This is a genomic window from Enterococcus sp. BWR-S5 (assembly GCF_016745255.1).
Lineage (GTDB): Bacteria > Bacillota > Bacilli > Lactobacillales > Enterococcaceae > Enterococcus_L.
The window spans coordinates 96,268-110,801 of record NZ_JADOEQ010000010.1; the positions used below are offsets into that span (position 1 = coordinate 96,268).

Consider the following 14,534-nt stretch of genomic DNA (forward strand, 5'->3'; position numbering starts at 1 on the left):
AGATGAAGAAAGTTTTAGTAGCAAATCGTGGCGAGATCGCTGTACGTATTTTCCGTGCCTGTACAGAGCTGGGAATCAGAACAGTAGCTGTATATGCAGCAGAAGATGAATACTCTGTCCATCGCTTCAAAGCAGATGAGGCCTATTTGGCAGGCAAAGGAAAAAAACCGATTGAAGCATACTTAGATATTGAAGGTATTTTAAGTATCGCAAAAAAATGTGGTGCAGATGCAATTCATCCGGGATATGGTTTTCTTTCTGAAAACCTTGAATTTGCTAAGCGCTGTGAAGAAGAAGGTATCACCTTTATTGGACCTAAATCTCATCATTTAGATATTTTTGGTGATAAGATAAAAGCCAAAGAGGCAGCTGTTGCTGCTGGGATTTCTTCTATCCCCGGCTCTGATGGTCCGGTTGATACTGTAGATGAAGTGCTGAGTTTTGCAGACAGCCACGGATTCCCTGTAATGATTAAAGCGGCCTTGGGCGGCGGCGGACGGGGTATGCGTGTTGCGTATAATGAAAAAGAAGCACGTGAAGGATATGATCGAGCGAAAAGTGAAGCGAAAGCAGCTTTTGGCTCGGATGAAGTATATGTAGAAAAATACATTTCCAATCCTAAGCACATTGAAGTTCAAATTTTGGGAGACCAGCATGGGAACGTGATTCACTTGTTTGAACGTGATTGCTCTGTTCAACGACGTCACCAAAAAGTGGTTGAAGTTGCCCCTTGTGTATCAATGGACGAAGTATTACGCAAAGAGATATGTGATGCGGCCGTTCAATTAATGCGTCACGTTGGCTATGTAAATGCCGGAACTGTTGAATTTTTAGTAGAAGGAGACCGTTTCTATTTTATTGAAGTCAACCCTCGTGTTCAGGTTGAGCATACTATCACTGAAATGATTACAGATATTGATATTGTCGTTTCCCAACTGCAAATTGCACAAGGGATGGACATGCATAAGGATATGGAAATTCCTCATCAGGAAGACCTGACATTGAATGGGGCTGCGATACAGTGCAGAATCACAACGGAAGATCCGTTGAATCAATTTATGCCGGATACTGGAAAAATCGATACCTATCGTTCACCAGGTGGTTTTGGCGTTCGGCTAGATGTAGGGAATGCTTATTCCGGGTATGCTGTTACACCATATTTTGACTCATTACTTGTTAAGGTTTGTACTCATGGCTTCAGCTTTGAAAAGGCTGTTCAGAAAATGCAGCGCTGTTTGAAGGAGTTCCGTGTCAGAGGAGTCAAGACCAATATTCCGTTTTTACAGAATGTTGTCAGTCATCCAACATTTATTTCAGGAGAAGCCAATACAACATTTATTGATAACACACCTGATTTGTTTGAATTCCCAAGAGTACGAGATCGTGGCAACAAGACAATGAAATTTATTGGAGAAGTGACAGTCAATGGATTCCCCGGTGTTGAAAAAGCAACGAAGAAATTCTATGAACAGCCTAGAGTTCCAAATGATTTAATTGTGAAGAAAGATTTTGTGACTGCCAAAAATGTTCTTGATGAAAAAGGGGCAGACGCGGTAGTTGAATGGGTCAAAAAACAGGAAAATGTCTTATTGACAGATACGACATTCAGAGATGCACATCAAAGTCTGCTTGCGACTCGTGTACGGACACAAGACTTTAAAGCAATTGCAGAATTGACAGCAGAAGGGTTGCCGGAGCTGTTTTCCAGTGAGATGTGGGGCGGAGCAACCTTCGATGTTGCTTATCGTTTCTTGAATGAAGATCCTTGGCAGCGTCTGAGAAAGCTAAGAAAATTGATGCCAAACACGCTATTTCAAATGTTGTTCAGAGGATCAAATGCAGTTGGTTATCAGAATTACCCTGATAATGTGATTGCAGAATTCATTAAGGAGTCTGCGGCTCAGGGAATTGATGTGTTCAGAATTTTTGACAGCTTAAACTGGCTTCCTCAAATGGAAAAAAGTATTCAAGCAGTTCGTGATTCAGGTAAAATCGCAGAAGCGGCAATTTGCTATACCGGTGATATTAACGATCCGGATAGAGCAAAATATAATGTTCAATATTATAAAGATATGGCGAAGGAGCTGGAGCAGCTTGGAAGCCACATCATTGCAATCAAGGATATGGCCGGACTATTGAAGCCTCAGGCAGCATATCGTCTGATTAGTGAGTTGAAGGATACAGTGAATGTTCCGATTCACCTGCATACGCATGATACTAGCGGTAACGGCATCATCACCTATTCTGCAGCGACAAAGGCTGGGGTGGATATTGTCGATGTTGCGGCAAGTGCGATGAGTGGTGCAACAAGTCAGCCGAGTATGACAAGTCTATACTACGCCTTAGTGAATGGCGCACGTACACCAGATATTGACGTTGATAATGCCCAGAAGATTAACCATTATTGGGAAGATGTACGGATGTACTACACATCATTTGAAAACGGGTTGAATGCACCACAAACTGAGGTTTATATGCATGAAATGCCTGGAGGACAATACTCTAATCTGCAGCAGCAGGCGAAGGCGATTGGACTTGGCGATAAATGGGATGATATCAAGAAAATGTATCGAACAGTCAATCTGATGTTTGGTGATATTATCAAAGTGACTCCTTCTTCTAAAGTTGTAGGAGATATGGCCTTGTTCATGGTTCAAAATGATTTAACAGAGCAAGACATTTATGACCGAGGCGGGGAGTTAAGCTTCCCAGAGTCAGTAGTGACGTTCTTCCAAGGAGACTTAGGCCAGCCAGTAGGAGGATTCCCTAAAGAGTTGCAGAAGGTTATCCTAAAAGGTCGTCCAGCATTTACTGAACGTCCAGGAAGCTTGGCTGAACCGGTTGACTTTGAACAGGTTCGTAAAGAATTAGCTGAAAAAATCGGCTATGAGCCAAAGAATGAAGAAGTCTTGAGCTACTTAATGTATCCGCAGGTCTTCCTTGATTATCGCACGTCTTACCAGAATTATGGGGATGTTACTTTACTGGATACACCAACATTCTTCCACGGTATTCGCTTGGGTGAGTCAGTAGAAGTTCAGATTGAAAAAGGAAAAACGCTGATTATCCGTCTTGATGAGGTTGGTGAGCCTGACATTGAAGGGAATCGCACACTGTTCTTCAATCTTAATGGTCAACGTCGAGAAATCATTATTAAGGATCGTTCCATTATATCCAGTGTTCAGACGAAGCGTAAGGCAGAACCAACAAACAAGGGTCAGGTTGGTGCTACGATGTCCGGTTCAGTGCTGCAAATTTTGGTTAAAAAGGGCGACAAGGTCAAAAAGGGTGATCCATTGATGATTACTGAAGCAATGAAGATGGAAACAAGTCTTGAAGCTCATTTTGATGGTGTAGTAGACCATGTTTACGTTACCGAAGGTGAAGCAATCAGCTCCGGTGATTTATTGATTGAATTAACAGAAAAATAAGTGATTCAGGAGGAAGAAATGAAACGATTTTTAGCTTTTTTAGCAGTACTCATTTCAGTATTGGTCATCGGCTATTTACAACCTGTGTTTTTTCCTCCTGAAAAAGCTAAGATTAACATAGAGGACATTCAGAGACCTGATGTCTCTCATACGGCTTTGCCGCATGAAGAGCTGCCTGCTTCTGGGTATGCTCTCTACATAGGAAAAAAAATCACGGATTTCACCACTAAGTTTGGCGAACCGCTTACGTCTTATGATACAGGGTTTGGTTATGAGCTTTGGACCTTTGGCGAAGAAGATAGTGAATATATGGAAGTAAGTGTAAAGGACAATGTGATTTGTGCAGTTAAAGCTTTTAATACAACTGACGATGTCTCTCCCTTTACACTTGGGATGACTCTGTCAGAGGTGTCTGACATCACAACAATCTTTTCAAATTTTGAAATAGAGAATGAAAGTATGTCATACTCCATCGAATTGATGGAAGAGGACATGAACTATAGACCATTAATTGCATTTGATAACAATACGTTTGCAGTGCTTTTCTTTACCCACGGTCAAGATGTACTTTCCGGTATTGTCTATTTATCTAAGGACTATCTGCTAACTGTGATGCCTTATCAATTGATGGCAGGAGAAGCGCTGCCGATTGCAATCAATGACACTGAAGCAGAGATAGTCGATCAAAAGCAAAAGACAATCATGCGTATGATTAATATGATTCGAATAAAAGAAGCACTTCCTGCATATTCTATCCATCCATCAGCTGAAAAAAACGCAGAATCACTGTATCAGTTTTATGAGGAAAATGCTGCTGAATTTTTATCTGTTGAGCGATTGGAAGCACTCTCTCGTGTAAAAAGTGAAAGTTTGGGTGAGATAGCTACCTCTTTCATTCTAACAAATACTGAATTTGATTCCATGTTGAGTAAAAGTGAGCTTGATTTGCGAAAATCACAGGGAATATTCATGACTCCGGTGTATGACCTTTCGTTTACAGCGCTTTACTGGTTTTCTGATGGCGCATATTATTCCCGTCTGTCACATAGTGAAAATGAAACCATTGGCGTTGCTTTTTCTAAAGAAGATGTGTTAGTCTTATTACAGGCTGCTGAAAATAATACAGAAGAAACAGAAGATAGTAGGTAGATAATAATGATAGTGAATGAATCACTTTTCGATATAGAGGATCAAACAGAGCTGTTGATCCAAACCGTTTTAACTGGTAAGACAGTTGAACAATACAGAGGGAATAGAGAAGCAATGAACTGTTCAGAGCTTGTACAAGAAAAACTGGCGGGGTTTTTGATCTCTAAAGCAGAATTTGAACGAATTGAAAGCTATGGCTCCCACGCTCCGGATTTTAGAACGAAGCAAAGAGCGGTTAGGCAAGCAAAAAGACAGTTGGATATGTGTGAAGAAGTAGCCGATTTCAGAGTATCAGAAACAGAGGTACAGGATATTCTTGATACAATCAGTTCAGCTATCGCAAAGACGATTTCTGAAGACATCAAAGTAGATGCTGGAAATCCGTTCTTTACCAAAGGAAATAACCATGGATGTGGAGGCAGTTGTCATGCAAGTTGAGGAAGAAAAAGAGTTGTTGATTCAAAAGCGAAGATCATTGATTGTTTGGGTCTATTCGCTAAAGCAGTTAAAAACATTGAAGCGTCACGGCTTCATTCAGTATGTATCTAGAAGAATGAAATATGTTGTCCTCTATATGAATGAAGAAAGTGTTGAGGCAGCGGAAGAGAAGATAAACAGCCTCCATTTTGTTCGTAAAGTGGAACGCTCCTATCGTCCTGATGTAGAGATGAATTTTGCTGAAAAGATTGGTACAAAAGCAGCCTACCAATATGTAGAAGAAGAAGGATTTGAAGTGGAAGAAATCAATACTCAGATACGACTGGCAGAAAACGTTTAATTATATAGACCCTGAGGAAGATTCTGATACTCGACAAATGTTTTTTATCGCTGCTCTAAGTATAGAGCTAGTGGTTATCAGTACATTTCTTTTGCAGGATTTATACAGGTAAGACGATAAGATGAAAAATGTGGAGGAACTTCAAACATTTTTCATCTTTTTTCCATTAACTAGAGATAGAATAAAAACACTTAGCAGAAGATGAAGATAACATCCTATTGAAGTATTGAAGTATTTTACTTGGTTCAGCCGAGATAAGAGATAGAGGAGAGATGGGGATGCGAGTAGTCGCAGGAGAATATGGAGGAAGGCGCTTAAAGGCGCTGGATGGTGATAACACAAGACCAACAACAGACAAGGTCAAGGAATCGATTTTTAATATGATTGGGCCATATTTTGATAATGGAAATGTTTTGGACCTTTATTCCGGCAGTGGCGGTCTAGCTATCGAAGCCGTATCGAGAGGAGCCGGCCATGCTTGGTGCATTGAAAAAAACTTTTCTGCGCTAAAGGTCATCAGGGAGAATATCGCTGTAACGAAAGAACCGGAGAAATTTACTGTGAAGAAACAGGATGCTGATCGAGCACTTGATATGTTTTTGGAGGAAGGCAGAAGCTTCGACATTGTTCTGCTTGATCCACCGTATGCTCAGCAAAAAATTGAAAAACAGCTAAGTATGATGGAAGCAAACAATCTGTTGAGAGAAGGCAGCGTAGTTGTCTGTGAAACAGATAAATCTGTTGAATTACCGGAAGAAATCGGCTCTTTATACAAAGCAAGAGAAACTGTTTATGGCATTACTCAAATCACGATATATAGAAGGGAAGAATCAGATGCCTAGAATAGCTCTTTTTCCAGGAAGCTTTGACCCGTTTACAATGGGACATCTGAACACCGTTGAACGAGCTGCTTTGATGTTTGATAAAGTAATCATCGGTGTGTTTACAAACACATCAAAAAAATCATTGTTTCGTGCAGATGAAAAAGAACAGATGATTCGCGAAGCAACAAAGCATTTGCCTAATGTAGAAGTGTTTCAGCAAGAGCGGAAATTAACAGTGGATACAGCTCGTTCACTAGGTGCGAATTTTCTGATTCGCGGGATTCGAAATACACAAGACTATGAGTATGAAAAAAATATTGCCTTAATGAATCGTCAGTTAGCTTCGACGATTGATACGGTTTTTCTCTTAGCAGATGAAAAATATGGGCACATCAGCTCTAGCATACTGAAAGAGATACTGTCCTTTGGCGGGGATGTATCCGATTATTTGCCTGATTCTGTCAATCAGGCACTGCGAAATCGAGGGTTGACACATGAAGGATAAAAAGAAGGTATCATTTAAGGCATTTATTCCCTATATATTGATTGCTGTTTTTGCTTTAGTTTTTGTTGTTAGAATCCCTTATTATATTGAAGGGCCGGGCTCAACGGAAAACCTGAAGGATTTTGTTACGGTTGATGGGAAAACGGACGACTCATCCGGCGGTTTTTATCTAACGACTGTAGGTGTACGGAAAGCAACGATTGCATCAGCAATTTTTGCCAATTTTTCGGCGTTTAATGAGCTTGTCAGCAAAGAAGAGCTGATGGGCGGCAGTACAAATAAGGAATATGACCAAATTCAAAAATACTATATGGATTCTTCGCAAAATGCAGCGATTGAACAGGCAATGAAATTGGCTGGTGTTTCTTATAAGATGGACTTCAAGGGAGTTTATGTTTTAACGATTGATGATAAATCTGATTTTAAGGATAAAATCGCTGTTGGTGATACAGTAACCGGTGTTGACGGAAAAACCTTCAAAAGCAGTGAAGAGCTGATTGACTATATTAAAAAGCAAAAGGTTGGTCAAGAGGTAACTGTTTCTTATGAACAGGATGGCGAAGAAAAAGAAGCCACCGGAAAGCTGATTGAGCTTTCAACAAAGAACCCTGGAATCGGCATAGGCTTAACGGATCATACGGAAATTTCTTCAGATGTTTCTGTAGAGATTGATGCCGGAAATATCGGCGGGCCGTCTGCAGGCTTGATGTTTACTTTGGAAACCTATGAGCTGCTAACGGGGGATAACATTCGCAAAGGGCACGAAATTGCCGGAACTGGAACGATTAATTCAGAAGGAATTGTTGGGAGAATCGGCGGAATTGACAAGAAGATTGTTACAGCAAGTCAAAATGGTGCAGAAATATTTTTTGCCCCGGATGATGAGATTTCTGAAGAAATAAGAAAAGAAAATCCGGATATCAAAACAAACTATGAAGAAGCAGTTGAGGCAGGAAAGAAAATCAATACGAAAATGAAAATTGTTCCTGTGAAAACTGTACAGGATGCCTTGGACTACTTAGATGGGTTAGAGGAAAAATAGATATTGCATCAATTTACGTTTAATAGTGTTATGAAAGAACATCGAGGGTTAAAGAGAACCCTCGATGTTCTTTTTATCGCAATTTTCCTATGTTGCTGCAGGAAATACGAAAAGAACAACTGTCGGACAAATTGAGTTTGATGAAACTGCAAATTATCAGGAGGTTGTTCTCATAGATAAGACTGAGGTGGAACTAAAGAATCGCTTTATATCGGCAATGGTGTAAGGAATCTTTCTTTTCCCTGAAAAACAGTTAATTCATCAATGCCATTTTTTTGTAAAAGAGAAGCCATTTCTTGAAAGCCTAACCGATAATCTGAAGCAACATGTGCATCAGATCCTAGTGTAAATGATTTTCCTCCCAATAATGCTGTATAGAGAGGAACAGCAAACTCATAGAGTTCGGCATTTCCATACTTTATAAAGCTTTTGGCGTTAAGCTCAACAGCCATTTCCAGATCAATGACTTTCTTGAAAATATCAGTAAGAAGTGGTTCGAACTGTTCCAACTCCTTTTTAGAGAAGTCAAATTTTCTTAAGCCATAATCGAAATGAGTAAGAACATCACCTTGATGAAACTCTAACAACACAGTCAACATTTGTTGAAAGTATTCTTGTGCTACTGCGAATTTATCTTTTGTCAGAACAAGCTCATCCATATAATCAAAGCGACCATTTTGATGAATGCTCACAAGGATTAAATCATGAGGATGACTGATTAGATAGTTCTTTATAGTTTCTTCCTGCCCTGGAACGATACCTATTTCTATTCCTTTTAGAAAGATTGTATCCCAATGCTTGCTCAACTCAGCAAGCTTTTTTGTGTAGCCTATATAATCTGGGATATCGTCTTTAAATCCTGAATAGGGGTTCTTTAAGTCTAAATGATCCGTTGAAACAAAAAAATCAGGCTGGTCATTTAAATAATTTTCGAACTGTTCGTCGGAGTCAAAAGAAAAATACGTATGTAAATGCTGGTCATAATAGTTCATATCCAAACCTCCTTCTTTTTACCATAGCATAAGCTGTGAGAAACTGCGATCCATTTTTAGGCTTCAACACGAATCTTTTCAAACTTTATCAGATGTTTACAATGTTTACCAACAATTTTCTCAAAGTTGCTTGGTTTTTAACAGTACCTTGCTAAAGTGAAAGCAGTGACGAGAATAACTAAATCGTCCTAAGTAATCGAGTAGATGAAGAAATGGAGAGAAGTAAAAAAATGAAAAGAAGAATCTTTGGTTTTGCCGGTTTGGCAGTTTTAGGTCTTGTATTATCTGGGTGTAGTTCAGAAGGCAGTACTGCCGCTGATGTTTCTTCGGACGATTCGTTGGAAACAATTATTGAGAAGGCAAAAAAAGAAGGAGAGATTGCCAGTGTTGGGATGCCGGATACTTGGGCTAACTGGATTGGAACATGGCAGGATATAGAGAAGAAGTATGGCATTAGTCATGTGGATACAGACATGTCCAGTGCAGAGGAGCTGGCTAAGTTTGAATCCGAAGGTAACAATGGGACAGCCGATATTGGAGATGTAGGTATCAGTTTCGGGCCGCTGGCAAAAAGTCGCGGTTTGACCCTCCCATATAAAACAAGCTACTGGGATGAGATTCCTGATTGGGCAAAAGATGAGGATGGTGATTGGTTATTGAGTTACACTGGTACGATTTCCTTCATTACTGATACAGGGAATGTCCAAGCAGCGCCTAAAAGCTGGAAGGAACTGGCGGAAGGAGACTATAAAATCAGCGTGGGGGATGTAACGACAGCCAACCAAGCACAGTTTGCGGTTCTAGCAGCAGCAATTGCAAATAATGGAGATGAAGAGGATATTGATCCTGGCTTGGCATACTTCAAAAAAATTGCCCAGCAAGGCAGACTTTCTTCCACTGATGCCAGTGTAGCGAATTTAGAAAAAGGCGAGATTGATGTTGCAATCGTTTGGGATTTTAATGGCTTGAACTACAGAGATCAGATTGGTAAAGATCGATTTGAAGTAACGGTTCCTACTGATGGCTCTATTACAAGCGGTTATACAACGATTATCAACAAAAATGCACCACATCCAAATGCAGCGAAATTGGCAAGAGAATACATTCTTTCCGATGAAGGACAGATTAATTTGGCGAAAGGCTATGCACGACCAATTCGTGAGGTAGAGCTTCCCGCTGAAGTAGCTGAAAAGCTTTTACCGGATTCAGCCTATAAGGCGGCGGTTCCTGTGAAGGATAACGAAGCGTGGGACAAGCTATCTGCAGAATTGCCTGAGTTATGGCAATCCGAGGTGTTGGCCTATGCAAAATGATAAATTAATAGTAATTATTTTAGATGGCTGTCGTTATGATACGGCAGCTTCTCAATGTGGGTTTTTAAATCATTATGTTGAACATGGTCAAGGTGTACGTTACAAGGTAAGGGCAGAGATGCCCAGCAATTCCCGGCCATTATATGAAGTTTTAATGACAGGGGTGCCAACGTACAAGAATGGTATTTTTACAAATGCCTATGCCCAGTCATCAAACGAGGTGTCACTTTTTGATTTAGTCAAAGCTAATGGTGGAACAACAGGAGCAGCGGCTTACTATTGGTATAGCGAGTTGTATAATCAAGCACCATATGATGTTAAAAGGGATCGAATCCAACTGGATACCGAGGGGAAGATTCAATATGGCATCTTTTATAGTGAGGATACCTATCCGGATTCTCATTTATTTGCGGACGCTCACTATTTGATTGAGCAATATTCTCCTGATTTTCAATTGGTTCATTCGATGAATATTGATGATATAGGACATAAATACACAGCATCCTCAAAAGAGTACCAGTGGGCAGTCAATCGAGCAGACGGACTGTTAGGCGAATATCTCCCTATCTGGTTAGAGAAAGGATATCAGGTGGTTGTCACAGCCGATCATGGGATGGATGAATTCGGCTTGCATGGAGGAAGTCTGACAGCACATCGAGAGGTTCCTTTATATATTTACTCAGATAAGCTGAAAAAAGAACAGTCGGAAATAGTTCCGCAACTGGAGCTGGCTCCGTTATTTGCCTATTTACTGGGGATTGCTCCATCAACTGAGATGATTGAGCCGAGTATAGTGAAAGGAAGATAGGAATGAAAAGTAAGCTGATTTTAGTGCCCATGAGTCTGATTTTCGCAGCATTTTTAGTCATTCCGCTGATTACCATGGTTAGCGGCAGCTTCCATTCAGACTTGAATAATGAATGGACCTTGTCTAACTACACCACGATATTCAGCAATCCATACTACGGTCAGGCGTTTGGCAATAGTCTTATTATTGCCTGTCTTTCCAGTATATTTGGTATTATTGGGACAATCGTTCTATGTTTATGCTTGATGAGCTTGCCTTCAAAAGTACAAGAAAAAATTACCTTTGTTTCGAACTTAGCGGCAAATTTTGCAGGAATCCCACTAGCCTTCTCATTCATCATTTTGCTGGGAAATGTCGGCGTGTTGAAATTATTGCTGCCAATGCTTAGTGGATTTGATTTGTATTCTTGGTGGGGCTTGGCGATTACCTATATCTATTTTCAAATTCCTTTAGGCGTGCTTTTCCTATACCCCAGTATCAAAGAGGTAAAAAAAGAATGGCTGGATTCAGTAGAATTATTGGGTGGTTCAAGAGTGTATGCTTGGAGAAAAGTCGCACTTCCATTTTTGCGGCCCTCTATTGCCAGTACCTTTGTCATTCTATTTGCCAACGGAATGGGTACCTATGAAACAGCCTATGCACTAACCGGCAGTAATGTGAATTTGCTGACGGTTCGAATTGCAGCATTAGTCTCAGGAGATGTGTTTGCAAAGCCGAACCTGGGTAGTGCGTTGGCCGTGTTGTTTGGCTTGATTCTGGTTACAGCCATGGTGCTGATTCAAAGAAAAGGAAGAGTGATAGAGAGATGAAAAAGATAGTTTCTCTTTGTGTATTACTGGTATTTGGTATCTATTATTTGCTGCCTTTAGTTGGCACTCTTTTATATGCAAGCTCAACCACTTGGACGAAAACTGTTTTACCGGATGATTTTACCTTTCAATGGTTTGAACAGCTGCTGGCCGACCCCAAATTTATCTTGGCTATTGGCCGTTCGTTTACGCTGTCAATGATTGTTTTACTGACAATTCTACTCATCATGGTACCTACGATTATTTGGATTAATTTATTTTTTCCGAAAATCAGTCGAGGAATGGAAAAAATTATTTTGCTTCCGTATGCTATACCAGGTGTTATCCTCGTTGCAGCATTGCTAAGAACCTATTCAAAAACAGGAATATCCATGTTTGTTGTACTAATTGGTGCGTTATTTATCAGTGCTTTACCAGTTGTCTTTTTAGGCATCAGCAATCAAATGAGGCTAATTAATATGAAAGCCTTAGTTGATGCCGCATCAACATTAGGAGCATCGATGTGGACAATCGTCTTTAAGATACTTCTACCCAACATTCGAATAGGAACGACCTTAGTTTCATTGATGATTTTCTCATCCGTTTTCGGAGAATATATGCTGACGAATCTCTTGATTGGTGGTCGTTTCGAAACAGTACGAATTTACATGATTCGACGGATGAGTGAGAATGGTCACTTGGCAAGTGCAGTCATGGTACTCTATTTAGGCTTTATGATTGGTATCGCACTACTGACATTCTTAGTTACCAACAGGCAGAAGCAATTAGTGAAGCGTTCGACAGAAATAAAGGAAGAGAAAAGGGTAGTGAAAGGAGCAACGACAGAAAATGTATTTGAGCATTGAAAATCTGGTATTATTTTTTGGTGAAAAACAGATTTTAGACATTGAATCTATCTCGATTGAAAGAGGCGAATTGGTGACGCTTTTGGGTCCCAGCGGCTGCGGTAAATCTACCTTGCTTCGCTGTATTACCGGATTAGAACAGCCAAAAGCAGGAAGTATTATGTTAGACGGCGAAGCGATTCAGGAAAAGCCGACGAAGGAACGGAATATCGGGTTTGTTTTTCAAGACTATGCCTTGTTTCCAACAATGAGCGTCTTTGAGAATGTCGCATTTGGGTTAAAGGTAAAGAAGCTGAGTAAAGCGGAAATTAATGAACGAGTATTCAAAATTCTGGATTTAGTGGATATGACTGAGTTTGCCGGAAAAAATGTTCAACTGCTGTCAGGGGGACAAAAACAACGAGTTGCCTTGGCCCGCTCCTTGGTAACTGAGCCTAAGGTACTATTATTGGACGAGCCATTGAGTGCTTTGGACGCACGAATCAGAAAACAGCTGCAGCGTGATTTGAGAAGAATCCAACAGGAACTGCAGATGACGATGATTTTTGTGACTCACGATCAAGAGGAGGCAATGAGAATCAGTGACCGTGTTTTTGTCTTGGATTCTGGAAAAGTAGTGCAGAGTTCGTCAGCAGAGGAGCTTTATCAAAAACCGAAAAAAACGTTTGTTGCAGAATTTGTCGGCAGCTACAATCGCTTTGAATGGTTTGAGTTGGAGCGCTATTGTGATAGCCTAGGGAACTTTACCAACGACTACATCTATTATCTTCGCCCGGAATTGATTCAGCTAGAGTGGACAGAAAACAGCCTGAAGCTTCCTGCAGTTTTGAAGGAAACATTTATTCTGGGGAACATTCAGCGCTACATTTTTGCTGTCGATGGTCAAAAAGAAGTCGTTGTAGACAGACTCAATAATAAATCAGTTCCAAAAATTTCTGACAGTCTCTACATGCCATTGGATGATATCCTCAAGCTTGCAGTAGAAAACGAACCAACGGCTGTTTCAGAATATAGTTAAGCTGTAAAATTCTTTTAAAAAAATAGTCAGAAGTGTTCGACCCTGTGATCTGTAGTATTCAGACATAGGAAGTTGAGAAGCTTCTGGCTAATTTTATTTTGTAGGATTAATTAGTGTACATGGAGAGCTGTTCTATTGGATTGATTGAAAATAAAAAGCAGTATTACGTCTACTCAAGTAAAAAATGCGTATTATATTTCAGGGGGAAGGAAATGAGAGAAAAAATACTGTATTATCGTTATTGGCTGATGGGAGCAGGAGTGATTGTGCTGATTCTGTTTTTTGTCGGTTTTCAGTTATACTCCAGCTCAAAAGCAACAATCAATCATTCAGAAGAGTGGCTCACTTCTTCGGTTGAATCCACTGAAAGTACAACACTGAGTGAAAGTCAGGAGATGATTTATGTGGATGTTAAAGGTGCAGTGCTATCTCCAGGAATATATCCTGCTGAAGAACAGATGAGAGTATGGGATGTGCTGGAGTTGGCAGGTGGAATAACGGAGCAGGCAGACGAAAGACAGATTAATTTATCGCTAAGGGTGAAGGATCAAATGGTTATTTATGTACCTGAAATAGGAGAAGAAACAGATTTTTCAATGGAATACATCATTGGAGAAGCGGACAGCTCTGAGACAGGCAAGCTTGACTTGAATACAGCTACAGAGCAAGAATTAACAATGCTATCAGGAATTGGCCAAAAGAAAGCGCAGGATATCATCAATTACAGAGAAGCACAGGGAGGCTTCAGCTCTGTCGATGAGCTGACAAACATTTCAGGCTTTGGTGCGAAGACCCTTGAGAAGATTCGAGAATTCGTTTATGTTTCTTGACTGGAAATATAACTCACGACGAAGATAGGGGGCAGGATTTTATTTCTGTCCCAAACTCTGACAAACTGTTCAACAACACCATTGAATCTGCGACAGCAGTGTTATCAGCTTTCTGTGTTACAGCTTGATTTAGTTCAGTACAGCAAGGGGGATAACAGTGAGAGTGATCGCGACAATCACGGACACATAG

At 40.4% G+C, this 14,534-nt stretch carries 15 protein-coding genes; 14 read left to right on the plus strand and 1 reads right to left on the minus strand.

Annotated elements, in window-relative coordinates; translation table 11 throughout:
• The first annotated feature begins 2 nt into the window (after window positions 1-2).
• The 8 genes from IW510_RS12545 to IW510_RS12580 all read left to right on the plus strand — a co-directional run bounded on the left by IW510_RS12545 (window position 3) and on the right by IW510_RS12580 (window position 7,955).
• The gene (locus IW510_RS12545) at window positions 3-3,431 is read left to right on the plus strand and encodes a pyruvate carboxylase (RefSeq protein ID WP_202060154.1); all 3,429 of its coding nucleotides are present in this window, start codon (window positions 3-5) and stop codon (window positions 3,429-3,431) included.
• 18 nt (window positions 3,432-3,449) lie between these two features.
• Window positions 3,450-4,580, plus strand: coding sequence for a CAP-associated domain-containing protein (locus IW510_RS12550; RefSeq protein WP_202060156.1), 1,131 nt, complete (start codon window positions 3,450-3,452; stop codon window positions 4,578-4,580).
• A gap of 6 nt (window positions 4,581-4,586) precedes the next feature.
• Complete coding sequence (locus IW510_RS12555; protein WP_202060158.1) at window positions 4,587-5,018, plus strand: YlbF family regulator; 432 nt, start codon at window positions 4,587-4,589, stop codon at window positions 5,016-5,018.
• Entirely contained in the window at window positions 5,008-5,358 is a 351-nt protein-coding gene (locus tag IW510_RS12560) for a YlbG family protein (protein ID WP_202060160.1), read from the plus strand. Before IW510_RS12555 ends, IW510_RS12560 begins: the two co-directional genes overlap by 11 nt.
• A 278-nt stretch (window positions 5,359-5,636) precedes the next feature.
• A complete protein-coding gene (rsmD, locus tag IW510_RS12565; protein WP_202060162.1) occupies window positions 5,637-6,200 on the plus strand; it encodes a 16S rRNA (guanine(966)-N(2))-methyltransferase RsmD in 564 nt (187 codons plus the stop codon).
• Window positions 6,193-6,687, plus strand: a complete 495-nt coding sequence (coaD, locus tag IW510_RS12570; protein WP_202060164.1) for a pantetheine-phosphate adenylyltransferase — start codon at window positions 6,193-6,195, stop codon at window positions 6,685-6,687. The genes rsmD and coaD overlap by 8 nt, the downstream gene beginning before the upstream one ends.
• Window positions 6,677-7,729 carry a SepM family pheromone-processing serine protease gene (locus IW510_RS12575; RefSeq protein ID WP_202060166.1) on the plus strand — a complete coding sequence of 351 codons (1,053 nt, stop codon included), beginning with the start codon at window positions 6,677-6,679 and terminating at the stop codon, window positions 7,727-7,729. Before coaD ends, IW510_RS12575 begins: the two co-directional genes overlap by 11 nt.
• Window positions 7,730-7,793: 64 nt before the next feature.
• Complete coding sequence (locus IW510_RS12580; protein WP_202060168.1) at window positions 7,794-7,955, plus strand: hypothetical protein; 162 nt, start codon at window positions 7,794-7,796, stop codon at window positions 7,953-7,955.
• Here the strand turns inward: IW510_RS12580 and IW510_RS12585 are convergent.
• Complete coding sequence (locus tag IW510_RS12585; protein ID WP_202060169.1) at window positions 7,936-8,721, minus strand: PHP domain-containing protein; 786 nt, start codon at window positions 8,719-8,721, stop codon at window positions 7,936-7,938. The two genes, IW510_RS12580 and IW510_RS12585, sit on opposite strands and share 20 nt — an antisense overlap.
• A gap of 230 nt (window positions 8,722-8,951) precedes the next feature.
• Here IW510_RS12585 and IW510_RS12590 point away from each other — a divergent pair, with 230 nt between their 5' ends.
• From IW510_RS12590 to IW510_RS12615, 6 genes are all read left to right on the plus strand, one after another.
• The gene (locus IW510_RS12590) at window positions 8,952-10,034 is read left to right on the plus strand and encodes an ABC transporter substrate-binding protein (protein WP_442896422.1); all 1,083 of its coding nucleotides are present in this window, start codon (window positions 8,952-8,954) and stop codon (window positions 10,032-10,034) included.
• Entirely contained in the window at window positions 10,024-10,842 is an 819-nt protein-coding gene (locus IW510_RS12595) for an alkaline phosphatase family protein (protein ID WP_202060173.1), read from the plus strand. The genes IW510_RS12590 and IW510_RS12595 overlap by 11 nt, the downstream gene beginning before the upstream one ends.
• A gap of 2 nt (window positions 10,843-10,844) precedes the next feature.
• Window positions 10,845-11,651: an ABC transporter permease gene (locus IW510_RS12600; RefSeq protein ID WP_202060175.1), complete on the plus strand. Its 807-nt coding sequence runs from the start codon at window positions 10,845-10,847 to the stop codon at window positions 11,649-11,651.
• The gene (locus IW510_RS12605; protein ID WP_202060177.1) at window positions 11,648-12,496 is read left to right on the plus strand and encodes an ABC transporter permease; all 849 of its coding nucleotides are present in this window, start codon (window positions 11,648-11,650) and stop codon (window positions 12,494-12,496) included. Before IW510_RS12600 ends, IW510_RS12605 begins: the two co-directional genes overlap by 4 nt.
• Window positions 12,480-13,514, plus strand: coding sequence for an ABC transporter ATP-binding protein (locus tag IW510_RS12610; protein WP_202060179.1), 1,035 nt, complete (start codon window positions 12,480-12,482; stop codon window positions 13,512-13,514). Before IW510_RS12605 ends, IW510_RS12610 begins: the two co-directional genes overlap by 17 nt.
• 212 nt (window positions 13,515-13,726) lie before the next feature.
• Entirely contained in the window at window positions 13,727-14,344 is a 618-nt protein-coding gene (locus IW510_RS12615; RefSeq protein WP_202060181.1) for a helix-hairpin-helix domain-containing protein, read from the plus strand.
• The last annotated feature ends 190 nt before the right edge of the window (window positions 14,345-14,534 follow it).